25 protein-coding genes are annotated in these 23180 nt (G+C 63.7%); 15 read left to right on the forward strand and 10 right to left on the reverse strand.

The features are described from left to right. From AB4Y32_RS00005 to AB4Y32_RS00040, 8 genes are all read left to right on the forward strand, one after another. Positions 1-116, forward strand: a 116-nt coding sequence (locus AB4Y32_RS00005; protein WP_368719971.1) for a type II secretion system protein GspG, incomplete at its 5' end; no start/stop codon positions are given. 126 nt (positions 117-242) lie between these two features. Then, positions 243-743, forward strand: coding sequence for a GspH/FimT family pseudopilin (locus AB4Y32_RS00010; RefSeq protein ID WP_439899690.1), 501 nt, complete (start codon positions 243-245; stop codon positions 741-743). Continuing rightward, positions 743-1165 carry a type II secretion system minor pseudopilin GspI gene (gspI, locus tag AB4Y32_RS00015; RefSeq protein ID WP_368719392.1) on the forward strand — a complete coding sequence of 141 codons (423 nt, stop codon included), beginning with the start codon at positions 743-745 and terminating at the stop codon, positions 1163-1165. Before AB4Y32_RS00010 ends, gspI begins: the two co-directional genes overlap by 1 nt. Further along, the gene (locus AB4Y32_RS00020) at positions 1143-1847 is read left to right on the forward strand and encodes a type II secretion system protein J (RefSeq protein WP_368719393.1); all 705 of its coding nucleotides are present in this window, start codon (positions 1143-1145) and stop codon (positions 1845-1847) included. The genes gspI and AB4Y32_RS00020 overlap by 23 nt, the downstream gene beginning before the upstream one ends. A 22-nt stretch (positions 1848-1869) precedes the next feature. Next, positions 1870-2964: a type II secretion system minor pseudopilin GspK gene (gene gspK / locus AB4Y32_RS00025; protein WP_368719394.1), complete on the forward strand. Its 1095-nt coding sequence runs from the start codon at positions 1870-1872 to the stop codon at positions 2962-2964. 28 nt (positions 2965-2992) lie between these two features. Further along, entirely contained in the window at positions 2993-4387 is a 1395-nt protein-coding gene (gene gspL / locus AB4Y32_RS00030) for a type II secretion system protein GspL (protein ID WP_368719395.1), read from the forward strand. Continuing rightward, positions 4384-4887: a type II secretion system protein GspM gene (gspM, locus tag AB4Y32_RS00035; protein ID WP_368719396.1), complete on the forward strand. Its 504-nt coding sequence runs from the start codon at positions 4384-4386 to the stop codon at positions 4885-4887. Before gspL ends, gspM begins: the two co-directional genes overlap by 4 nt. 22 nt (positions 4888-4909) lie before the next feature. Then, positions 4910-5689, forward strand: coding sequence for a type II secretion system protein N (locus AB4Y32_RS00040; protein WP_368719397.1), 780 nt, complete (start codon positions 4910-4912; stop codon positions 5687-5689). 102 nt (positions 5690-5791) lie between these two features. Here AB4Y32_RS00040 and AB4Y32_RS00045 read toward each other — a convergent pair whose 3' ends face one another. Together AB4Y32_RS00045 and AB4Y32_RS00050 are read right to left on the reverse strand one after the other, a co-directional pair. Beyond that, entirely contained in the window at positions 5792-7390 is a 1599-nt protein-coding gene (locus AB4Y32_RS00045; RefSeq protein ID WP_368719398.1) for an efflux transporter outer membrane subunit, read from the reverse strand. 288 nt (positions 7391-7678) lie between these two features. Next, a complete protein-coding gene (locus tag AB4Y32_RS00050; protein ID WP_368719399.1) occupies positions 7679-8041 on the reverse strand; it encodes a hypothetical protein in 363 nt (120 codons plus the stop codon). A 277-nt stretch (positions 8042-8318) separates the two neighbouring features. On the opposite strand from AB4Y32_RS00050, the gene AB4Y32_RS00055 reads away from it, so the two are divergent. Both AB4Y32_RS00055 and AB4Y32_RS00060 read left to right on the forward strand, forming a co-directional pair. After that, a complete protein-coding gene (locus AB4Y32_RS00055; RefSeq protein ID WP_368719400.1) occupies positions 8319-8855 on the forward strand; it encodes a MarR family winged helix-turn-helix transcriptional regulator in 537 nt (178 codons plus the stop codon). Positions 8856-8993: 138 nt separating this feature from the next. Next, positions 8994-10637, forward strand: coding sequence for a DHA2 family efflux MFS transporter permease subunit (locus AB4Y32_RS00060; protein WP_368719401.1), 1644 nt, complete (start codon positions 8994-8996; stop codon positions 10635-10637). A gap of 56 nt (positions 10638-10693) precedes the next feature. On the opposite strand, the gene AB4Y32_RS00065 is transcribed toward AB4Y32_RS00060, so the two are convergent. The 4 genes from AB4Y32_RS00065 to ada form a co-directional block, all read right to left on the reverse strand. Beyond that, a complete protein-coding gene (locus AB4Y32_RS00065; protein WP_368719402.1) occupies positions 10694-11170 on the reverse strand; it encodes a hypothetical protein in 477 nt (158 codons plus the stop codon). A gap of 246 nt (positions 11171-11416) precedes the next feature. After that, positions 11417-13030, reverse strand: a complete 1614-nt coding sequence (gene gshA / locus AB4Y32_RS00070) for a glutamate--cysteine ligase (RefSeq protein ID WP_368719403.1) — start codon at positions 13028-13030, stop codon at positions 11417-11419. 283 nt (positions 13031-13313) lie between these two features. Continuing rightward, positions 13314-14252, reverse strand: a complete 939-nt coding sequence (locus AB4Y32_RS00075) for a DNA-3-methyladenine glycosylase (RefSeq protein ID WP_368719404.1) — start codon at positions 14250-14252, stop codon at positions 13314-13316. Then, complete coding sequence (gene ada, locus AB4Y32_RS00080) at positions 14249-15379, reverse strand: bifunctional DNA-binding transcriptional regulator/O6-methylguanine-DNA methyltransferase Ada (RefSeq protein WP_368719405.1); 1131 nt, start codon at positions 15377-15379, stop codon at positions 14249-14251. The genes AB4Y32_RS00075 and ada overlap by 4 nt, the downstream gene beginning before the upstream one ends. Positions 15380-15776: 397 nt before the next feature. On the opposite strand from ada, the gene AB4Y32_RS00085 reads away from it, so the two are divergent. Continuing rightward, on the forward strand, positions 15777-16190 hold the full coding sequence (locus AB4Y32_RS00085) for a VOC family protein (RefSeq protein WP_368719406.1): 414 nt from the start codon (positions 15777-15779) through the stop codon (positions 16188-16190). Between the two features lie 42 nt (positions 16191-16232). Here the strand turns inward: AB4Y32_RS00085 and AB4Y32_RS00090 are convergent, their stop codons facing one another. Both AB4Y32_RS00090 and sap1 read right to left on the reverse strand, forming a co-directional pair. Continuing rightward, entirely contained in the window at positions 16233-16811 is a 579-nt protein-coding gene (locus AB4Y32_RS00090) for a YaeQ family protein (RefSeq protein ID WP_368719407.1), read from the reverse strand. Positions 16812-17342: 531 nt separating this feature from the next. Continuing rightward, positions 17343-17684, reverse strand: a complete 342-nt coding sequence (gene sap1, locus AB4Y32_RS00095) for a surface attachment protein Sap1 (protein WP_368719408.1) — start codon at positions 17682-17684, stop codon at positions 17343-17345. 495 nt (positions 17685-18179) lie between these two features. Between sap1 and AB4Y32_RS00100 the strand changes: the two genes are divergently transcribed. The 4 genes from AB4Y32_RS00100 (at position 18180) to AB4Y32_RS00115 (ending at position 19890) form a co-directional block, all read left to right on the forward strand. Continuing rightward, entirely contained in the window at positions 18180-18806 is a 627-nt protein-coding gene (locus AB4Y32_RS00100; protein ID WP_368719409.1) for a LysE family translocator, read from the forward strand. A 147-nt stretch (positions 18807-18953) separates the two neighbouring features. Beyond that, positions 18954-19121, forward strand: a complete 168-nt coding sequence (locus AB4Y32_RS00105; protein ID WP_162849289.1) for a hypothetical protein — start codon at positions 18954-18956, stop codon at positions 19119-19121. 36 nt (positions 19122-19157) lie between these two features. Next, a complete protein-coding gene (locus AB4Y32_RS00110; RefSeq protein WP_368719410.1) occupies positions 19158-19289 on the forward strand; it encodes a hypothetical protein in 132 nt (43 codons plus the stop codon). A gap of 307 nt (positions 19290-19596) precedes the next feature. Further along, complete coding sequence (locus tag AB4Y32_RS00115; RefSeq protein ID WP_368719411.1) at positions 19597-19890, forward strand: hypothetical protein; 294 nt, start codon at positions 19597-19599, stop codon at positions 19888-19890. A 246-nt stretch (positions 19891-20136) separates the two neighbouring features. Here AB4Y32_RS00115 and AB4Y32_RS00120 read toward each other — a convergent pair whose 3' ends face one another. Both AB4Y32_RS00120 and mnmE read right to left on the reverse strand, forming a co-directional pair. Beyond that, positions 20137-21363: a tyrosine-type recombinase/integrase gene (locus tag AB4Y32_RS00120; protein ID WP_368719972.1), complete on the reverse strand. Its 1227-nt coding sequence runs from the start codon at positions 21361-21363 to the stop codon at positions 20137-20139. Between the two features lie 147 nt (positions 21364-21510). Beyond that, entirely contained in the window at positions 21511-22911 is a 1401-nt protein-coding gene (gene mnmE, locus AB4Y32_RS00125) for a tRNA uridine-5-carboxymethylaminomethyl(34) synthesis GTPase MnmE (protein WP_368719412.1), read from the reverse strand. Between the last annotated feature and the right edge of the window lie 269 nt (positions 22912-23180).

Here is a 23180-nt window from a genome sequence, read left to right on the forward strand (position 1 = left end):
ATACGTATCAGTACCTGAATCCGGGCGTGCACGGCGAGATCGACGTGTTCAGCTACGGCGCGGACGGCAAGCCGGGCGGCGAAGGCAACGATGCCGACGTCGGCTCGTGGCAGTAGGCGTCGTTTAATTCTTTGACGTTGATTGTTACCCGCACCATGCAACTGTCCGACTGCACGCTTTGCGCATCGTCGTCACGTGTGGCCATAAGCGCTAACCACGCTGATGGCGCGCACGGGCACGCATTGCGCGTGATTGCTCACGGGCATGCATCGCGCGCAATTTTGCACCGACGGCAGCGCGGCTTCACGCTGCTCGAAATGCTCGTGGTGCTGGTGATCGCGGGACTGCTGGTGTCGCTCGCGGCGCTGACGATGACCCGCAATCCGCGTACCGATCTGAACGAAGAGGCGCAGCGTCTGGCGCTGCTGTTCGAATCGGCGGGCGACGAAGCGCAGGTGCGCGCGCGGCCGATCGCGTGGCTGCCCGTCGAAGGCGGCTTTCGTTTCGACATCCACACGAACGACGGCTGGCGTCCGCTGCGCGACGACGATCTGCTCGGCCCGCGCCAGTGGGAAGGCGGGGTGACGGGCGTGGCGATCGACTATCCGGGCTCCGACACCCATTCGGAGCGCATCGTGTTCGGCACCGAGAGCATCGATACGCCCGTACAGGTGACGCTGTTTTCCCCCGTCGGCCGCGCGACGATCGTCGGCACCGGCAACGGCCGTTACGAGGTGCGCTGATGATGCGTGCGCTTCGTGTGCGCCGCTCGCGCGGCGCTGCAATTAACGCCCTTGTCGAAGGCTTCACGATGATCGAGGTGCTGGTCGCGCTGGCGATCATCGCGGTGGCGCTGGCGGCGTCGTTGCGCGCCGTCGGCAGTCTCGCGACGGGCGAAGCAGACCTGCACCGGCGCCTGCTGGCCGGCTGGAGCGCGGACAACGCGCTCGCGCAGTTGCATCTGGCGCATACGTGGCCCGATGTCGGCACGCAGAGCTTCGACTGCTCGCAGGGCAACCTGCAGTTGATCTGCACGGAACGTGTGAGCGCGACGCCGAACCCGATATTCAGGCGCGTCGAGCTTTCGGTGACGACGCCCGGACATCCCGGCAATCTCGCACAGCTGGTAACGGTGATCGGGAATGAAACGAACCGTTCGCTCTAGGTCAGGCGTCGCGCGCGCGCGCCGTTCGCCGCTGCTCACGAAGACGGCGGGCGGCTTCACGTTGATCGAGCTGCTCGTCGCGATTGCGATTCTCGCGGTGATCGCGGTGCTGTCATGGCGCGGACTCGATCAGATCATCCGCGGACGGCAAACGATCACCAACGCGATGGAAGACGAGCGCGTGTTCGCGCAGCTGTTCGACCAGATGCGCATCGACGCGCGCAACGCCGCATCGGATGACGAGGCGGGCGAGCCGGCCGTCGCGGTGAACGGCAATGCCCTGCAGATCGTGCGCTACATGCACGCGCCGGGCACGGCGCCGAGGCTCGTGGTCGTGCGCTACCGGATCGCCAGCGGACGCATCATCCGTTATGCGTCGCCGCCGTTGTCGAATGTCGGCGAGGTGCGCCGCGCGCTGGGCGGCGGCGAGAACGAAAACTGGAGTTCCGTGCCGCTGATGGGTGGCGTCGGCGCAATCACGGCCAGGTTGTATGTACCGAAAGTCGGCTGGACGACGCAGATGAAAGACGTGCAGTCGGCGATCACCGAGAACGACAATAACCTCAAGGTCCCGCAGCTGGGCAATGCGCCATTGCCCCGCTCCGTGACGGGGCTCGAGATGAGTGTCGGGGCCAGTTCGCTGGCGCGGCCTGTCGTCCGGGTTTTTCTTGTGGGGGAGTGATATGCGTACTCGCCGTGTCGTCATGCCCTCTCGTCGATTCAGCGGCCAGCGCGGCGCCGCCATCATCAGCGCGCTGCTCGTCGTCGCGCTGTCGGCGATTCTCGTGGCCGGCATGCTCTGGCGGCAGCAGGTGCAGATCCGGCGCATAGAAAACCAGCGGCTGCTCGCGCAGGCGCAGTGGGTGTCGCGTGGCGCGCTCGACTGGACGCGCCTCATTCTGCGCTCCGAGGGCGATACGTCGGCGGGCATCACATACCTCGGCGGCGTGTGGGGCGTGCCCATTGCGCGCACGCGCCTGTCCGACTTTCTCGGGCAGATCGGCGAGGTGCGCGCGCAGGAAGGCGCGGCTACCTATGTCTCTGGCTCGATCGAGGACGCGCAGGCCAAATTCAATCTGCGCAATCTCGTGTCGACGGCCGTGCCCGGCGCACTGACGCTGAACATCCAGCAGGTCCAGGCGTTCCAGCGGCTGCTGCAGTTGCTCGGCATCAACGGCCAGCTCGCGAAGACCACGGCGCTCCAGTTGCGCGCGGGGCTGCGCATGTCGGCGACGCGGTTCCAGACGCCGACCAATCCGCTGACGGGTGCCTCGCTGCAGAGCCCACAGACGACGCCGCAGGGCGGCGCCGTCGGCGGCGGCAACTATACCGATCAGCCCGGCCTCGAAGATACCGACGAGAACGCGCCCGTCGCGCCGATCCAGATGACGGGCGTCGATTCGCTGCTCGACGTGCCAGGCTTCACGCCCGAGATGATCGCGCGGCTGCGCCCGTTCGTGACCGTGCTGCCGACTGCCACGGCCGTCAACATGAATACGGCGCCCGCCGAGGTGATCGCCGCCATCGTGCCGGGGATGAACCTGTCGAGCGCGCAGGCTCTGGTCGCGCGGCGCGAAACCGTGTTCTTTCGCAACGTCGGCGATGTGCAGCTGGCAGTGCGCGGCACGGGCGCCCAGCAACTCGTGTTCGATCCGAACCAGATGGACGTGAACACCAGCTACTTCCTCGTCCACGGCCGCGTCGAGCACGAGCGCGCCGAGGTCGACCGCACCACCCTCATCTACCGCGACGCGCTCACGCACACGACGCGTATCGTATGGGGACGAGACCAGCTATGAACATTGCAATTTCCCGAGAGAGTGGCCTTTGAGCACGCTGATCGTTCTTTTGCCGCCGCGTGATCCGGCGGTGCCGTCGCAGGAATGGCAACTGCCCGACCTGCCGTTCCTGCTGCTCGACAAGTCGGGCCGTATCCAGCGAGCCGGGCGCTCGGCGCCGGGGCTGCTGCCACGCGCGTCGTCGACCGTGCTGATGATCGGCGCGCGCGACTGCCTGATGCTCGCCGCCACCGTCCCGCCGCTCAAAGGCCCGCGCCTGCGTCAGGCGTTGCCGAACGTCGTCGAGGACCAGCTGATCCAGGACCCGCAGACCACCCATATCGCGCTCGACCCGCAGACGCTCGACGGCAATCGCCACGTGCTCGCGATCGTCGATCGCGGCTGGTTCCGCTTTATCGTCGAAGGCTTTACGGCGGCGGGCCATCGCAATGTGAAGGCGGTGCCTGTCGCGCGCTGCCTGCCACAGCCCGCCGCGACCACGGCCGCTGCGCCCGCGCCTGAGGTACATGCGGAACATGCCGTGGCGGCCGGCACGGACGCGGAGTCGCCGCCTTCACGCGAACAACCAGCGGCCCAGGACATCACGCCCGTCGTCGCGGCGGTGCTGGGCAACGTGGTGTCGTCGACGGCCGCGGTGCTCGGCGAGGAAGCCATCGTCGATGCAGCGCCGCCCCGCGTCGAACTCGCGCTCACGCGCGGTTTGCTCGGCGAAGGGCTCGCCTTGCCGGAATCGGCCGTCAACGCGACGGTCGCGGCGCTCGCGGGCAACGCGCCCGTGACGCTCTACACGCTCGTCGATCTGCCCGGCAGTGAGCCGCGCCTGTCGTCGACCGCGCAGCCCGGCCGTGGCTCGCCGATTACCGGCGCACTGCCGCTGTCGTTCGAGACGCTCGCGCGCAACGCGATCCAGTGCCGCTTCGATCTCTGCCAGTTCGAGTTCGCGGTGCAGCCGTGGCGGCTCGATCGCGCGACGCTGCGCCGTCTGCGCCTGCCGCTGTGGCTGCTGGCGGGGACGGTGCTGGTCGCGATCATCGGCGCGAACGTGCAGTGGCTGATGCTCTCGCGCCAGCGCGACGCGGTCAACGCGCAGATGGCGGAGCTGCTGCTCAACACGTTTCCGAAGACCACGGTCGTGCTCGACGCGCCGGACCAGATGGCGCGCCAGTTGCAGCAGTTGCGTGTCGCGGCGGGTGAGCTGTCGCCAGATGATTTCCTCTCGCTCGCGGACGGCCTTGCTCGCTCGCTCGGGCCTGTGCCTGTCAATGGACTTGCCGCGCTCGAGTATCACGACCGGCGGCTCGAGGTGACGTTCAAGCCCGAAGTGAAGGTCGATGCGGATTTCCCGCAGCGTCTGACGCGCAATGGCCTGAACGGCGCGATCGACAGCAACACCGGCAAGTGGACCATCAGGAACGGACAATGAAAGCAGAACTCTTGAACGCATGGGCCGGCTTCTGGGAAGGTCGCACGGCGCGCGAGAAGGCGCTCCTGACGTGGGGCAGCGCGGTGCTGGCCGTCGTGATCGTGTGGTCGGTGCTGTGGGCGCCCGCGCAGGAAGGTCGCGCGCGGCTGCGGGAATCGATACCGGGCCTGCAGCGTCAGCTCTCGCAGATGACGGCGCAGGCGAACGAAGCGCGCACATTGTCGGCGGCGGCCCAGGGCGCCGCGCCGACGGGCGGCGCGCTCAAGGATGCGTTGACGGCCTCGCTGAACGATCACGGTCTGGCGCCGACACAGGTGCAGGTGCTCGGCAACGCCGTGCAGATCCAGCTGAAGAATGCGTCGTTTCCGACATGGACGCAGTGGCTCGACGACGCGCGCAGGCAGTTCAAGGTGCAGGTGTCCGAAGCGCACGTGACGGGGCTGAAGGCGGACGGCCAGGTGGACCTGACGGCATCGCTGCAACCCGCGACCATCAAATGACGAAGCTGTCACGGGACCACGCATGAATGTCTGGATGCGGCGTTTGCGCGTCGCGCTGCCCTGGATCGTCGTTGCGTTTATCGCGAATCTGTTCGTTGTGCTCGTGATGGCGCCTGCCGCGTGGATCACGCCGCAGTTCGCGAAGGCCACGCAAGGGCATGTGAATCTGATCGATCCGTCGGGGTCGTTGTGGCACGGCTCGGCTTCACTGATGCTCGCGGCTGGGCCCAGCGCCGAAGCGGCGACGCTGCTGCCGGGGCGCATCGAATGGCATACGTCGTTCTGGCCGCTCCTCACGGGCCGCGTGCGCATGCAGATGCGGCAAAGCGAAGCGATGCCCGATCCTGTCACCGTCGACGCGACGCTGCGCAGCGCGACGCTCTCGGGGGGCACGATGGCCGTGCCGGCCTCGCTGCTCGCGGGCCTCGGCGCGCCGTTCAACACGCTCGATCTGCAAGGCGACGTGCGCCTCACATGGACCGACTGGCGCAGCTTCAACCGCCAGGCGTACGGCCAGTTGATCGTCACGCTCAACGACATGAGCTCGCGCGTTTCGCGCGTGAAGCCGCTCGGGTCGTATCGGGTCGTGTTCCAGGCGCAGGGCGCGGCAGGCACGCTCGACCTGACGACATCGAAGGGACCGTTGCTGCTCACGGGGCACGGCACGCTCAGCGAAGCCTCGACGTCGTTCAACGGCCAGGCTAGCGCGACGCCCGATGCCGCCGACAATCTCGCCGGGTTGCTGAATGTGCTTGGACGCCCGACGGGTCCCGGACAGGTCGCGCTCACTTTTACCCACTGACCTTCGCGCGGCTCACAGACGATCACAAGCACAACGGCCGCCATGTTTGCGCATGGCGGCCGTTTGCGTTTGCGTTGCGTTCGAGTCGTGCGTAGGGAGGGTTCAGCCTGGAGTTCGACCGGCTGCGGCCGCTTTTGCAACAGGCGCGGCCGGCGCAGCAGGCGCGGGTGCCGCGACGTCGCCCGTCTCGCGGTCCATCTGCGCAGCATCCCAACCGCCGCCCAGCGCCTTGACGAGACCCACCGACGACACCATCCGCTGACCCGCGATGCTCGCGAGCTTCTGCTCGGCCGTGAACGCGGTGGTTTGCGCGCTCAGCACGTTCAGATAACCGACGGTGCCGGACTTGTATTGATTGGTGACGATGTCGAGCGCCTGTTGCGCGGACTGCACGGCTGCCTGCTGAACCGTGATCTCCCGCTCGAGGATGCGCTGCGATGCGAGGTTGTCCTCGACATCCTGGAACGCTGTCAGCACCGTCAGCCGATACGTGGCGACGTCCTGGTCGTACGCGGCGCGCGCCGCCTGAGTCTGGGCGCTGCGCAGGCCTGCATCGAAAATCGTTGCCGCCAGTTGCGGGCCGAGCGTCCAGAAGCGCGCCGGCGCCGTTAGCAGTTGCGAGAACACTGAGCTTTCGAAGCCGCCGCTCGCGGATAGCGTCAGCGTCGGGAAGAACGCGGAAATCGCGACGCCGATCTGCTCGTTCGCCGCCGCGGCCTTGCGTTCCGCCGACGCGATATCCGGCCGCCGTTCGAGCAGCGCGGACGGCAATTGCGCGGGCACGGCAGGCGGCACCGCGTCGAGGGGCGCGGGCGGCAACGAAAAGGTCGAAGCCGGTTCGCCGACCAGCACGGCGATGGCGTGCTCGTTCTGCGCGCGCGCGACGCCGTTGTCGATGGCGGCGGCTTGCGCCGATTGCAGCTGCGTTTGCGCCTGAATCACGTCAGAGCGCGCGGCGACGCCTTGCGCATAGCGGTTCTGCGTGAGCGTGAGCGTGCGCTGATAAGCAGCGACCGTATCGTCGAGCAGCTTTTGCTGCGCGTCGAGTGATCGGATATTGAAGTAGGTTTGCGCGAGCGTCGCCTGCGCGGAAAGGCGCGCATTTGCCAGATCGGCGGCTGCGCTTTGCTGCCCGGCCTTTTGTGCAGCGACGGTGCGGCTGACCTTGCCCCAGAGATCTGGCTCCCAGGTCGCGTCGAGCGACAGGTTGTAGCTGTTGCTGATCGTGCCCGAGCTGCTCAGCGATGACGTCGTGCCGCCTCCTCCGCCCGTCACGGAGCCGCTGAAGTTGCGGCTCGGCGAGCGCGAACGCGTGGCGTCTCCCGACGCGCTGATTATGGGGAAATACGCGGCGCGCGCCTCGCCGACGAGCGCGCGCGCCTGCCGGTACGCAGCGGCGAACTGCGCGATGCTCTGGTTCGCCACATTGAGCTTGTCTTCGAGCGCGTTCAGTTGCGGATCGCTGTAGATGCTCCACCAGGCGCCGCGATCTTGCTGGTCAGCGGGCTGCGCGACTTTCCAGCCGTCGGCGGCTTCCTTGTACGAAGCGGGAACGTCGACGGACGGCCGTTTGTAGTCGGGACCGACGGCGCAGCCGGCGAGCGCGACCATCAGCGCAGCGGCGACGGCCGCGCTCAGGACGCGTGGCCGCGCGACGTTCGCGACTGCGGCGCGGGCGCGCGAAGTTCGATCAAACTGCATGCAAATGAATTCCTGTCGATTCGGATGGCGCAACGCGCCGAGACTTTCGCGGAGCGGCCGTCCGCGCGACAGCCAGCGCGTCTCCGCGATGGCTCGAATGGTAGCTTACGCGGCGCCTGCGACGAAAACAGAAGAGTAATGCGGCACGCGCTTAACGTGTGTTACGGACGGTGAGTCGACGGTTACGCGCCGTTACGGGAAGGCGCGCTGCGCATGGCAAAACGAGGGCCGCCTGTCGCGGCAGCCCTTGGTCGAGGAACAAACGGAAATGAAGTTTAAACGCGCGAATCAGCCGTAGTCTGCCGCGCCTGCTTGCCTGCGGCGGCGGGGCAAGGCGGCGCGGCAAGGCGGCGCATCGGGACGCGCCTGGCAGAGTGTTGCGGCTGGAGCGATCGTCTGACGGTTGCCCGTGGAACGGGCTTTGAGCGGCGCGGCTAGCAGCGCGACGGGCCTGCCCGTCTGCGTGGCCTTGCGAGAGCGCCGACGTTCGATCCACGCGAAGAGCAATACCCCAAGAGACCCACCCGGCAGAACGAAGATCACCGCATACAGGGCCACTTTCCACCAGCGGTTGGCCCCTTGAAGTGTTTGTATCGCGGACTCGGTCAATGAGCGGCTCCAGCCGCCGAGGGTGTTTTTCAGGTACAGCATCGCGGGAATCCTCTGTGCGCCGGTGAAGGACGGGCGCACGCTAGTGCGGGTCAGAACATGGTCTCCGATGACGCAGATCGCGTAACTCGTTGCCTGTCATAATATTGACTATGCAATTAATTTTCAAGATACTGTGCTCCGCAGCGTGGTCTTGTGTTGTTTTTTGGGATTGCGTTTCTTGTCAGCCGTGCACGCGTTTGACCTCGCTGCCTGGGCAGATAGAATCCCCAAAGTCCGCGCGGTGCATACCCTGCCTGCGCTTTTCATCAGCACACTTATGACAGATGGCCCGTATCAGCCGGAGTCGATTCACCTCGAGTCGAGTCTCGGTTATTACCTGACCAAAGCGCGGAACGTGCTGGTCGACCGCACGGATCGCGCGGTCGCGCACCTCGGGCTGACGACGCAGCAGATCGGCGTGATCGTGTTGCTTTCGTGCGGCCGCGCGACGACGCCGTTCGAGCTGTCGCGGGCCATGTCGTACGACAGCGGGTCGATGACGCGGATGCTCGATCGCCTCGAAAAGAAAGGGCTGATCGCTCGCTCGCGCAGCGACAAGGACCGGCGCATCGTGAAGCTGGAACTCACGCCGCAAGGTCTTCACGCGGCGTCGCAATTGCCGGGGATCGGCGCGACCGTGCTCAATGAACAATTGCGCGGTTTTTCCGAAGCGGATCTGTCGACGTTGATCGATCTGCTGAGCCGTTTTATTGCCAACGGCATCGATGCAGGAAGCGGCGCTGGCGGATGTGGCGCAGGCCGCGATCACGAGGAAGAAGAGCACGGATCGTCCGCCCCGCGCGACGTAGTATGAGCGGCCGCGCCTGGCGCGGCTTTGTTTTGGAGATATAGCTGTCTGGGCAGAGAGTGTCAGGACATGAAAGCGCGGCCATATGCGGGTCGCATTTCCATGTCATGGCAAGTTCTTCTGCCGCGACTGGGAGAATAACGAATGAGCGCATCGGCGTCCGCTTCCGACGACACGACGGCTGAATTGCCGGCATCCCCCGACGCGCCCGCGTCCGACGCCGGCCCACCCGCCGCGCCCGTGCCTGGCAGCCATGCTGCACCCGCCCCTGCCCCGCTTGCGGGTGGCACGCTGGCATTGCTCACCGTGGGCCTCGCGTTGGGCACGTTCATGGAAGTGCTCGACACGTCGATCGCCAATGTCGCCGTGCCGACGATTTCCGGCAGCCTCGGCGTTGCGACCAGCGAAGGCACGTGGGTCATTTCGTCGTATTCGGTGGCGTCGGCGATCGCTGTGCCGCTGACGGGCTGGTTCGCGCGACGCGTCGGCGAAGTGCGGCTATTCACGCTGTCCGTGCTGCTGTTTACGCTGGCATCCGCCGCCTGTGGCTTTGCTCAGAACTTCGAATCATTGATCGCATTTCGTCTCATTCAGGGGCTTGTGTCCGGGCCGATGGTGCCTTTGTCGCAGACGATTCTCATGCGTTCGTACCCACTCGAAAAACGCGGGCTCGCACTCGGCTTGTGGGCGATGACGGTGATCGTCGCGCCGATCTTCGGCCCTGTGATGGGCGGCTGGATCACCGACAACTACACGTGGCCGTGGATCTTCTACATCAATCTGCCGATTGGTCTGTTTTCGGCGGCGTGCGCGTTCGTGCTGCTGCGCGGGCGCGAAACGCCGACGACGAAACAGCGCATCGACGGCATCGGGCTTGGCCTGCTCGTGATCGGCGTCGCGTGTCTGCAGATGGTGCTCGACCTCGGCAAGGACCGCGACTGGTTCAACTCGACGTTCATCGTCGCGCTCGCGATCATCGCGGTGACGTCGCTTGCCTTCATGCTCGTGTGGGAGATGACGGAGAAAGAGCCCGTCGTCGACCTGACGCTCTTCAAGGACCGCAATTTCGCACTCGGCGCGCTGATCATCTCGTTCGGCTTCATGGCGTTCTTCGGCTCGGTGGTGATCTTTCCACTGTGGCTACAGACGGTGATGGGTTATACGGCGGGCCTCGCTGGGCTCGCGACGGCGCCTGTCGGCCTGCTCGCGCTCGTGTTATCGCCGATGATCGGGCGCAACATGCATCGGCTGAATCTGCGTATCGTTGCGAGCTTCGCGTTCGTCGTGTTCGCGTTCGTGTCGCTGTGGAACTCGACGTTCACGCTCGATGCGCCGTTCAATCAGGTGATCCTGCCTCGCCTCGTGCAGGGCATCGGCGTTGCGTGCTTCTTCGTGCCGATGACGACGATCACGCTGTCCAGCATTACGGACGAGCGTCTGGCAAGCGCCTCCGGGTTATCGAATTTTCTGCGGACCTTGTCGGGCGCAATCGGTACAGCAATCAGCACGACGTATTGGGAAAACGACGCGATCTATCACCACGCGGTGCTGTCGGAATCGGTGAGCGCCTATTCGGCGAATACGACGTCTTATAGCGATCTGCTGACATCGTTGGGTCTTAAGGGGCAGGCTGTGACGGCGCAACTGAACGAGATCGTCACACAGCAAGGCTACATGATGGCGACCAACGATTTCTTTCGAATTTCGTTTGCGTGTTTCATCGTGCTCGCGTGTCTGGTGTGGGTTACGAAGCCCCAAAAGGGCGCGGCGGCGTCGATGGGCCATTGACGCCGCCGCTGGAACGGAAGCTCTTAAAGATGCTTTGGCGACTCTTGAGTGTGCTCTTACTGAGAGGCCGGCTCCCCTGTTGGCGACGATGTCGATTGGCCGTTCGTTCCAGCCGATTGACCGGACGTCGACGGCGCCGCCAGATGCGGCGAGCCTCCCCGTACGAACTGCTTGAAATCGGCGCCGGCCTCCCAGGGATTCGGCTTGCATCCGAGCGAACTGTCGCAATGCGCGGCGAAACCGATCGTCGATGTGCCGTCGTTGTTCGGCGTCTTCGTGATCTCGAAGGCGAGCGCGCGCTTGCCACCCTCGGGGCCCGTCGTCTGGATCAGCGAATCGGTTGTGGTCGCGACCTCATAGCGAGAATTCGCCGTGACCCACGAGTGCGCGCGCTGCCACCAGGCGTCGCACTGGGCTTTGCTCGTGCAGGTCAGCGGCGCGGTCGCGATCTGCATCACATCGGGATTGACTTGCCCTTGCGTCGAACAGCCGGCGGCCAGCACGCAGAGCACGGCCATCAGACTTTTTCGCATAACGGAGTTCCTCCCATTTATGTGGCCGAGCGCTAAAGCGCTGCGTTATAAAAGTTGGACCGCAGCCGAAGCGGCATGTTTCATCGGGCGAGCATGCCGCACGCGAGCCGATCGGCGTTGAGCAGCGCAACATCTACATGCAGCAATTTCTGGCCCAGACGGGATTTGATGCGGTCACAAAAAAGGCAGCACGGGGCTGCCCTTTTTGCTGCGCGGCTCAGACTCAAACCCTCGCGGTCTTTGCGCTTACACGCTGAAGCGATTCAACGTGTAAGCGCGGTACGCAGCGACGAACGCGTCGAACGAACCGACTTCTTCGCGCTCGAGCTTCTGCTGTTGGGCCAGCGATTCGACGGCCAGCGCGGCGAACTCCTGCGCTTGCGCCTGATCCAGCGGATGCGCGCGGAAATACTGCGCGTGCGCGACGCTTTGAGCGAGGCCGAATGCGAGAAAGCTTTGTTGTTTGTCGCGCATGATCTGCAGTACGCGCGCCGATGGCGTCAGCGACGCGTCCGCGAGCTTCGCGCGTTGCGCAGCGACCGATCGCGCGTGACTGTCGTCGCCGCGAATCTGATCAAGCGCAGCGGCTGCATGGTCGATCTTCGCGAGCAGTTCATCGGCCCAGTCGAGCATCCTGACGGGTTGCCCGTCGCGGATCAGTTCGAGTCCCGGCTTGCGCCCTTCCATCGTCACGCGGCCGAAGTTCTGGTTCGCCTCCGTGTATGCCGGCGGCGGCAGCGGCGTGCTGTCGTCGAGCGCGCAGACAAGCAGGTACGCGTCGAGAAAACGCGCCGTCTCGAGTGAGATGCCCGTCGGCTCGAACGGATCGATGTCCATGCAGCGCACTTCGACGTACTGCACGCCGCGCGCGGCGAGTGCATGCAGCGGCCGCTCGCCCGAATACGTGACGCGCTTCGGACGGATCGTCGAGTAGAACTCGTTTTCGATCTGCAATACGTTGGTGTTGATCTGCACCCATTCGCCGTCGCGCTGCGTGCCGATTGCCTCATACGGCGGATACGGCTGGCTGACGGCTTTCGCGAGCCCGTCGAGATAGCCCTGCAACGTGTCGTAGTCGGCGTGCAGCGCGGCTTGCGCAGTCGTGTTCGAATAGCCGAGGTCGCTCATGCGCAGGCTCGTTGCGTATGGACGATAGAGCGTGTCGGCGTCGAACGTTTCGAGCGTATGCGGACGGCCGCGCAGGAAGCGCGCGTCGAGCGCCGGCGACGCGCCGAACAGATACATCAATAGCCAGCTCGTGCGCCGGAAATTGCGGATTAGCGCGAGATAGCGTTCGGACTGGAAGTCGACGGCGTTTGCCGTCGACTGCTGATCGGCGCGAAGGAGCCGCCACACTTCTTCGTTCAACGAATAGTTGTAGTGGACGCCCGCGATGCATTGCATCGTGCGCCCGTATCGCAGCGCGAGGCCGACGCGGTACACGTACTTCAACCTGCCGATGTTCGACGTGCCGTAGTCCGCAATGGGAATCTCGTCGTCCTCGGGCAGCAGGCCCGGCATCGAGTCGTTCCACAGCAGTTCGTCGCCGATCGCCGAATAGACAAAGCGATGCAGCGTATCGAGACGCTCGAGCGTGGTCGATGCGTCATGCTCGGCTGGCGTGATGAGCTCGAGCAGCGCCTCCGAATAGTCCGTTGTCAGCGAAGGGTGCGTGAGTGCCGAGCCGAGCGCGCGTGGATGCGACGTCATCGCAAGATGGCCGTCCACGGTCACGCGCAGGCTTTCCTTTTCGATGCCGCGCAAACCGGTCGTCAGTGCGTCGCGCTGCGGGCCGGATGTCAGCACGGACAGGCGGTGCAACAGCGCGTCGGTCGTGCGGGAGAGTGTCGTGTTTGGCATTGATGCGGGTCGGACATCGTCGGCCGCCATGCGCCGCACGGTGCTGCTCGGCGCGGTCGACAACGTTCGGCGGAATTTTCGGTAGCGGGCACTTTAACATCTCGCCAGAACGGCTGCTTGCGGCCGTTTCGGGCCGCTTGTCGCGCTCGTGCGCGACCCGTGACCGCGCTCGCCTCGGCACATGACCACGCTTGTCTGCGATGTCCGGTCCGCGTCCTTCACTCTACGCCGCGCAAGGGCACCAAGTCGATTGACGGTATCTGCACAAGTGTGCGGAAGGCCGCTAGCCGCCGCGTGCCGCGCCCGCGCGATCGGCGACCTCGTTCCACAGATGCATCGCCGCATACGAGCGCCAGGGCCGCCATGCGTCGGTGCGCGCGCGTTGCTGGTTGGGGCGGACGAGCGCCGGGTCGCGCGCGGCGATGGCCTGCATCAGCACGAGATCCCACGCGGGCCACGCATCGGCGTCACGCCACGCGCGCATCGCGACGTACTCGACCGTCCACGGACCGATGCCCGGCAGCGCGAGCAGCGACGCGCGCAGTTGCGCCACATCGACGGGCGCGCTGCCGACGTTGCCGACGCTATCGACAGGCACTTCTCCCGACGCGACGGCGCGCGCAAAGCCTTGCAGCGCTTCGATGCGCTTGCCCGGCATGCCAATCTGCGAAAGGTCGACGGCGGCAAGCGCGGCGGGTGTCGGGAAGCGCCAGGCGGTCGTTTCGTGCGGGTGGTCTTCGATGCGCTCGCCGGCGCGCTGAACGATTCGTCCGATGATCGTCGTCGCGGCCTTCACGCTGACCTGCTGGCCGACGATCGCTCGCACGACGAGCTCGAACGCGGACCACGCGCCGGGTACGCGCAGACCCGGCACGGCGGCGACGAGCGGCGCAAGCCAGGGATCGTCAGAAAGGCTCGCGCCGATTGCCTCCGGATCGGCATGCAGGTCGAACATGCGCGCGATCGGCGCGGCGAGCGCCTTCGCGTGACGGCTCGCGGCGCCGTCGATCGTAGCGACGATGCAGCGCCGCTTCGGATGCTTGTGCACGGCAAGCGTGCCGCTGTCGCCGTTCCAGTCGATCGCGCGGCGCCATACGCCGTCTTCGACAGCTTCGACGCCGGGCGTCGCGCGGCCCGCGAAAAAGCGCAGAATGCGCGGCCAGTCGTATGGAGCCTTGAACGGCAGTTCTAGCGTGACGGTGGCGGTCGGCGTGGTGCTCAAGCGGCGTGATCCATGTCGGCGATGGGTTGGGTGGCTTCGTCGTCGGCGTTCGCTTCATGGTGCGCTTCCGCGTCGAGCAGCATCGCCTTGCGCGCGACGCCCCAGCGATAGCCCGCCAGCGCGCCGCCTTTCTGCACGACGCGGTGGCATGGTATCGCGAGCGCGACGGGATTCGACGCGCAGGCGCTCGCGACGGCCCGCACTGCGCGCGGCGAGCCGGCCGCTTCGGCGATCTGCGAGTAGCTGCGCGTCTCGCCGTAGGGGATGCGGCGCAGCGCTTCCCACACGCGCTGCTGGAAGGCGGTCGCGGCGATGTCGAGCGGGAGATCGAAGCGCTGACGTCTGCCGCGCAAGTACGCATCGATCTGCTCGATGAACGGCGCGAGCCGCGCGGGGTCCGCGATCAGTTCCGCGCTTGCGAATTCCTTGCGCAAGCCATCCACGAGCGGCGCTTCATCGTCGCCAAAGGCGATCTTGCAGATACCCTTGTCGGTCGTCGCGATCAGCACGAGACCGAGCGAAGTCGACGCGCTGGCATAGTGGACGCGCAGTCCGGCACCCTTGCGCCGATATTCGGACGGCGCCATGCCGAGCTCCGCCGCCGCTGTATCGTACATGCGCGATGGCGAGCCAAAACCCGCGTCGACGGTCGCGCGCGTGACGTCCGCGCCGCGCTGCAACGCGTCGCGCAGCGCTGCCCCGCGTTGCGCCGCCTGATACTGACGCGGCGACACACCAACCACGCGCTTGAAGAGCCGCTGCAAGTGAAACGGGCTGACGTGCACGGCCTCGCTCAACTGCGCGAGCGTGAGGCGCTGCTGCGGATCGGCATCGAGCGCGGCGCACGCGCGATTGACGATATCGAGTTCACGCGGCAAGCCGCCCGGCTGACAGCGCTTGCATTCGCGATAGCCGGCGGCGCGCGCTTCGTCGGTCGAGCCGAAAAAGTCAACGTTGTCCCGCCGCGGCAGCCGCGACGCGCATGACGGACGGCAGAATACGCCCGTCGTCCGGACGCCGTAGAAGAAGGCGCCGTCGGCGGATACGTCGCGGTTCAGAACGGCCGTCCAGCGTTCGTCGTCAGTGGCGAATGCGGCGGGAGCGGCTTTGGAGAAGGCTGTGTTCATCGTTTGCCCCGAGGGACGGTTTCGATGCTTACCACTTTAGCGAGCAAGCTCACACACTACGCTCCGGTTCTTGCTCTGTCATTTGGCTCGCGTGGCCGGCTTCGGCCGGTGAGCAAATTCCCAAATTTCGGGATAAAACGGGCCTGTGAAAAAATTGGGGTTTTCCCTTAAAAAGTTATTGCGTCGCATCAAGCCGGCGTGTATAGTGGTTTCTGTCTCCTCCATGTCTCCTCCTGATATGGATTCAGCCCGCTCCAATCGAGCGGGCTTTTTTTCGTCCGCAGTTTTTTGGCTCTCCTGATCCCGTTCCGGGCAGGAAGAACCGCCTCAGCCCTCGCACGCGTTTCCTTCTAAACTGGTTCCTTCAACACGAACTCCAGGAACGGGACGCCGTGCCATGAAATTCCAGATTCTCGATATTGATCACGTCGTCATCCGCGCCGCCAATCTGGAGGCGATGACGCGTTTCTACCGTGAGGTGCTGGGCTGCGCGCTGGAGAAGGAACAGCGCGACCTTGGCCTGATCCAGCTTCGGGCGGGACGCTCGCTGATTGACCTGTTGCAGGTCGGTGGGCGCATCGACAGGCCGGAAAGCGGCGTGCCCGGCGTGGGAAGGAATATGGATCACCTCTGCCTGCGCGTGGAGCCGTTCGACGCCGATGCGCTGAAGGTGTGGCTGACCGACCAGAATGTCCAGATCGGCGAGCAGGCGACGCGCTACGGTGCGGATGGTTATGGTCCCTCGCTGTATCTGTTCGATCCCGAGGGCAACATGGTTGAGCTCAAAGGGCCGCCGGATCAGATGGCATGAGCCAAAGACGCGATTTTTAGGTACACAAAGCGGCGGATTGGCTCAACGTTCGCCGCGCACGGCGGGGCGCGCGTCGGCGCCTGCCTTGAGAACCGTCCAGTCGATCGGCACGGCATCGGCGGTTTCGCTGCCGAGCCATGCGGCGTTGTCCTGCACGGTGCATTGCAGGCGCATCGTCCGTTCGGCCAGCGCTGCGAGCGCGGGCGCGACGTTTTCGCCCAATGACCACACGGTCACGTTCCGCAGACGCTCGACCTTGTTGCGTACGCCCTGCCACCAGATGTCCGAAGTCTTGCCGCCGTATGCGATCACGATCACGTCGTTTGCACGACTGCTCGCCTTGGCGATCCGGCGCTCGTCCGGCTGTCCGACTTCGATCCAGGTGTCGACGGCACCAGTCAGGTCTTTGGCCCACAGATCAGGTTCGTCGATATCCGACAGGCCTTTGCAGAATTCGAGGCGTTCCCGTGCAAACAGCGCGAACGCGGCCAGGCGAACCATCATCCGCTCATTGGTTTCCGACGGGTGCAGGGCGATCGTCAGCGAATGGTCCGCGTAGTAGTGCCGGTCCATATCGGCGATCTGGAGTTCAGCCTTATAAATTGTCGATTTCAGAGCCATGCTGTAGCCTGGTCCAGCGAAAGCGGACCGGATAGTGAATAGAGAGTCTGCGTACCTTGCCATGATCGTTCCCTGCCTTGCAGCGGTCACGCCTCGGATCGCGCGTCTCGCCGTTGAACAAACGCACGGTTATCGCGGGGCCGAACTGCGAGCCCCTTGTTGCGTCAACCGCCTGCTTTCGCTTCATTTCGAAAGCAGCAACATGTGTGCCGAACCCGCGTGCCATTGAGCCGTCGCCTGGCAATGCGTCCTGCGGCAAGGTGGGAGCGTGATGATACCGAATATGCTGGGGCGGTATGAAAGCCCGATGAGGCATGCCAGCGGTGCCCGCGACGGCCTGGAACCGAGAAATAGAAGGCTTTGCGGCGAATTGGGGGGACCGACAGAGACTCAAAAGTCGGCTAAAGGCGGCGAGAAAATGGAAATGGCCAGACAATAGTCTGGCCATGCCAAATCCCGAAAGACGTTCTCTCGTTCAGATGTCTGTAATCACCCAACAATCGATGTCGGGTGAAATCGAACTTTAAAAGCCTATTGCTTGATAAAGCGGTCGTTAGTCCAAAGACCCTGAGTGTCGCTATTGCCGGCATTCACGAATTCGACGTCATGGCCGACTACGCGAACGACGCGGAAATCCGAATTCTCCGGCGTCGAGATGCATTGATAACCCGAGAAGAACTCCTGCATTTGCTGCTGCTCGCCCGCCTGTGCGTGCTGGGTGACGGCGTCGAGCTTATCCTTCGACAGGCAGCCATACGCATTCGCCTTGAATTGCACCGTTTGCAGAGGCTTGATCACGACATCCTGTGCCTGCGCAGCAGCGGCCGCGACTAAACCCGACAATGCGAAAAGAATGGCGACTCGCTTTTTCATGGTTAACTCCGTGCGGATTATTGCTCGGTTAGCTATGTGTTTAACTGCCGGAAAAGAGCCACAGCTAAAAATGTAGGAGAACTGGTTTGAGCGGCAAGCACATTTTGTGTGCACTCGCAACAGCGGCGAATTGTCGCAGCGGTCGCGCGACTGTCTGAACGCTTTCCAAATGCCGCTATGAGGCAAATATGCGGTGGATTGCCCATTGAGATTGCCAGCGCAAAGCGTCTCTGGATAACTGTTTGCAGGCGGGATTCGCGTTTACGCCTAAATGGTTTTAGGCGATTTGCGACGACGCATTTTGCATGTTGATGCGCTGCACACAAAGTCATTCGTCTAACTCATCAAATACGGCGGCAGATTGAAGCGGACACAGAATAAAAAGGATGCCTGAGTGCGTTCCACGCTTCGGACGCACGTGCAGGCAGACACTAATTGCGGCTTGCGCAGCCGCAACGTTCGTGGATAAATCGACCGCCTCACAGGAGACTTTTCATGACACTCGCTCAGTGGCTTCCCTTCGCTATCGCGTCCGCAATCCTCGTCGCGATTCCTGGGCCTACCGTGCTGCTTGTAATTTCCTATGCGCTCGGCCACGGCCGGCGTTACGCGTTGGTCACGACCGCGGGCGTCGCACTGGGCGATCTGACATCGATGACTGCGTCGATGCTCGGACTCGGCGTCGTTCTCGCTGCATCGGCGACGCTCTTCACGGCGCTCAAATGGGTTGGCGCGGCGTACCTGATTTACCTCGGCATCAAGCTATGGCGCGCACCCGTCTCGACGGGCGATGCTTCGCCCACGGAAGAAACACGCACGGGCCGCATCTTCGCGCACGCGTACGCGGTGACGGCGCTCAATCCAAAAAGCATCGTGTTCTTCGTGGCCTTCGTTCCGCAGTTCATCGATACGCAGGTTGCCACGTGGTCCCAGATCGCGATCTTCGAAGCCACCTTCGTCACGATCGCGACATTGAATGCGCTCGGGTATGCGCTGCTCGCGTCGGCGGCGCGGCGCGCGATTCGCAGCCCGCGCGTGCAACGTGGCATCAACTGTACGGGCGGAACCCTGCTGATCGGCGCTGGGCTGCTGGCGGCTGCGTGGAAAAAGTCGACTGCCTGACCATTGCCGGATGAGCAAAAGCGACAAAGCGGGCGCGTGTTTTGCGCGGGGAGAAGCGCGCACATGGTGTGCGCGGTGGATCACACGCAGCGGCACGCAACACGCCTACAATGAAATCGTCGCTGTTCCATCGATCTGGAGGACACTGTGATCGAGCATCTGATTCTGGGCGCGTTTCTCATCGTGCCGCTTCTCATCGCCGCCTTTCTGTTTTCCGACGAGCTTTGGCAGGAGCATCGCCAGGCGCTGCACGACGAAGAGCACCACAGGCGGATGGACTGGCGACATCCGATACGCAGCCTGCTTCACCATTGATCGGATCACTGAAGACGAGAGCGGAAGGAGGCTGCCGTGCTGGCCTTCACCTTTTCGTGGACGGAGTACTGGTTGTTTATGCTCGCGCTGATTCTGATCAGCGTCGTGCTGACTTCCCTGTGCGGTTCGATGCCGGGCGCGCCGGAACCGCATGATGACGATGCGTAACCCCATCTTTTAAGCGCGCTCCTTCCCTTCTCCACTTGTTGCTGCGTATGCGCCGTCGGTTCGCGGCGCGGCGTGTTCTGCATCTCCTCCTGTCGCGTCATCGGGATGACGCCCGAACATCCTTCGGTTCCCCGAACTCTCAGGCGACGCGCATGCGTGCGCATGGACTCATGCACGTCGTTTTGTCGTGCGACATCGCGTCAAACCCTATTTGTTTTTATAGGCAGTGACTGGCTAAAATGCGGCTAGAGTAAATAATCAGATGTAAGCGAACTTTGGCCTTATCCGGACATTTCCGGGGGAAAGCATGAACCGACTGATCGATCAGGAAATTGCGCATATTTCGCGCGTCATGTGGCCGGCGCTGCTGGGCGATCTAGGCGGCCCTATCCTTTCTTCGGACTACTGGCGCAAGCGTTTGCACGCACTGCTTGACGCACCCGCGGTTACGAAAGTCCAGCTTTGCGCTCTCGACAGCCTGCTGCTCCAACTCGACGACTACGAGCGGCGAGGCATCGGGCCGTATTCGGCGGCAGTCGCCGATCAATCGACGGATGACTGCGAGGAGCACGGTTCAGAGCCGGTCGCCGTTCAGGGGTGAATCGCGTCGATGACTTGGCGACGTTTTGTTGATTGCGAAACCTCGCGTGTAGCGCGCGAATCCCGCTAAGTTACAGGATCGAGCCTCTTATCTCTTTTCTTGTGTACCTAAAGCCGCGCCTGACGCTGGTTGATGTTCCAACTTGAGCTGCTCACATCGCAACCTCATGTAATCTCGCGCTTACGGCTGTATACAAGGATCGCTGGACGTGGTCGCTCATGCTGTGTACCAATAGCGTCGCGTCAGCTATTTGACGTTCACCACTCGAGGCAATCTCACCGATGCGTGTGCGTCTTCGGTGAACTGTGCATCCGTAAAATCCGCCCACAGTTGCATCTCGTGTTGGGCCGGATCGCATCCATTACGCTCGTGCGTAGCAGCGTTATCCGATTCGCCTTGGCCGTTCTCACCCACAGTCGATTGCATTAAGGCCCGAAGGTGGCTCGAAGCGGTGCGACGAAAATCGTGCAGCACGAAATGCTCGCCCTGTAGTCCCAGCGTCTTGAGCGCCTGATTCAACGTGCCCTTTGCAATTGGGTGATCCCCGCTTCCGCGCGTCGACGGGAAGATGTAAGTGCGGCTTGCCTTCGATTCGCGCAACTCGCGCAGCATCGTTGCTGCCTGCGTCGAAAGACAAATGCGGCGCTCTCGACCGTTGCTGGCGCGTGCGGCGGGTACGGTCCAGATACCGGCGTCGAGATCGAATTCACGCCACGTTGCTTCGATCAATTCCGACTTGCTGGCCATTGTCAGGACGAGCAGATGCAGGGCTAGCTTTAGCGGCCGGCGTATGTCAGAGGTGTAAGTGGCGTGCAGCAGGACTCCGATCTCGGCGGCGGAAAGGACACGAGTGCGGCCGTACTGGTTGGCGACCGTCCGGGCGGGAATGGAGTCGGCGGGATTGGCGGCGGCGAGGTGCCGCGCGATCAGGAATGCGTACAGCCGCTTGACGACGTTGCGCGTGTGCAGCGCCATCTGTGGCGAGCCCCGGCGCTTGATTGCGCCGCAGATCGACTGGATGTCCTCGGTCGTGACCTGCGCGATCGCCTTGTGCCCAATCGCCGGCAGGATGTCCTTATCGAGCGCGCGCTGCGTGGCCCGCCGATACTCGTCGGACTTGCGGGCGATTTCGGAAGCCACGTAAAGCTCGGCGGCATCGCGCAGTATGTCGACGCGCTTTTCGGCGCCTCGATCCTGTCGCGCCATGGATACGGGCGAAAGACCTTCCGCGACCATCTCCGCGTATTTCAGCGCCCGCGCACGGGCGACGCGCAACGACATCAACTGGTAGTCGCCGATCGTAACCATCGGTTGCCGGCGCCCGTTCAGCGTGTAGCGGAAACGCCAGACCTTCTTTCCGGTCGGCATGACTTCGAGGACGAGCCCTTTGCCGTCTGCCACGCTGTAGCGCGCCTCGCGCGGCTGCAAGGCGCGGATCTGGGTTTCGCTGAGTGGTGTCGCGAATTTCGGCATTGATTTGATTTGGTACACAGGGCATGTCGAAACCGCAGTTTACCTTGTTGTGTACCCAAAAAATGAACTTTCCATTGAACTTGTCGGCTTGGGATCGCTGCCTCGCCCTACGCCTACAACGCCGGTCCCAACAAGCGCATGCCCGGTCTATTTGCCGATACAGAACCTGCTGAAAATCACGCCCAGCAGATCATCGGAGGTGAACTCACCCGTAATCGAGTTCAACTGCTCCTGAGCCAGCCGTAGTTCTTCTGCGAAAAGATCGAGCGCCTGCGAGTTCTGATCGGCATGTTCAGCGGCCAGCCTCAGATGTTCTTGAGCGGCTCGAAGCGCGATCAGATGCCGTTCGCGCGCGAGATAGATACTCTCGACGCCAGCCTGCCAACCCGCAATGCGCAGCAGTTCGCCGCGCAGCAGGTTGATTCCGCTCCCCGTCTTTGCTGACAGCCGAACCTCGCACAAGTCGGCGTCGCCGATGCCGTTCAGCCCAACCGCGCCCGGCGCGACGTCCGTGAGGTCCGTCTTGTTGAGCACGCGTACGACAGGAACACCTGATGGAAAGCGCGCGGCGATCGATTCGTCGTCGGGCGTCACGCCCGAGCGCGCGTCGAGCAGATGCAGCACGACGTCGGCGCGCTCGATCTCGCCCCAGGTTCGCTCGATGCCGATCTTTTCCACTTCATCTTCCGTCTCGCGCAAGCCAGCCGTGTCGATCACATGCAATGGAATCCCTTCAACCTGAATCGTCTGCGCGACCTTGTCGCGCGTGGTGCCCGCGATCGGCGTGACGATCGCCAGTTCGGCGCCTGCGAGCGCGTTGAGCAGAGACGATTTGCCGACATTCGGCTGCCCGGCCAGCACGACCGACAAGCCTTCGCGCAGCAGCGCCCCTTGTCGCGCTTCGCTCAGCACGAGCGCGAGACGATCGCGGATGCGCGCGAGCTTGCCGCGCGCGTCTGCTGCTTCGAGAAAGTCGATTTCCTCTTCGGGGAAATCGAGGGTCGCCTCGACGAGCATTCGCAGCGTGATCACCTCTTCGACGAGCGCGTGAATGTCGCGCGAAAACGCGCCTTCCAGCGAACGCCCCGCCGAGCGCACGGCCGCTTCCGTGCTCGCCTCGATCAGATCGGCGACGGCCTCGGCCTGCGCCAGGTCGAGCTTGTCATTGAGGAACGCGCGCCGCGTGAATTCGCCCGGTTCCGCGAGACGCAGGCCGAACGCGCGACCCGCGTCGATGCATCGCTGCAGAACTAGCTGAAGCACGATGGGACCGCCGTGCCCCTGTAGTTCGAGCACATGCTCGCCCGTATAGGAATGCGGCGCAGGGAAATACAGCGCGATGCCGCGGTCGAGTGCGTCGCCGCCGTCGTCGAGAAACGGCACATAGCTCGCATGACGCGGCGCGAGCATTTGTCCCGTCAGCGCCTGCATCATCGGTTGCGCGGCCGCCTCTCCTGCGCGGCCACACGAAATACGCACGACGCCTATCCCGCCTCGGCCGGGGGCAGTGGCAATGGCGACGATGGGATCGGAATCGGTGGCGAGCATGGTGGACAAGCGGAGGAAGCGGGAGAGAACGACCGGAAAAACGTGCGCGAACGGTGCGCCGAACGGCTGGCATTGTAACGCGCGCCTTGCGTGTCTTCGCGCAGACAACGCGCTGCACTCGCTCAGTCTGAGTGCCTGAGCTTATCTCATATGAGATAAGCTGCGTTCAGTATTGGTATAGAAAAACTCTGACTGTTCATGTAGTCTCATCCTTACGCGAGAAGGCTCTGCAGGTCTACAAATCTTCAAAGGGACGAATCCGATCGTGT

It is taken from the genome of Paraburkholderia phymatum, assembly GCF_040965635.1.
Taxonomy (GTDB): Bacteria; Pseudomonadota; Gammaproteobacteria; order Burkholderiales; family Burkholderiaceae; genus Paraburkholderia; species Paraburkholderia phymatum_B.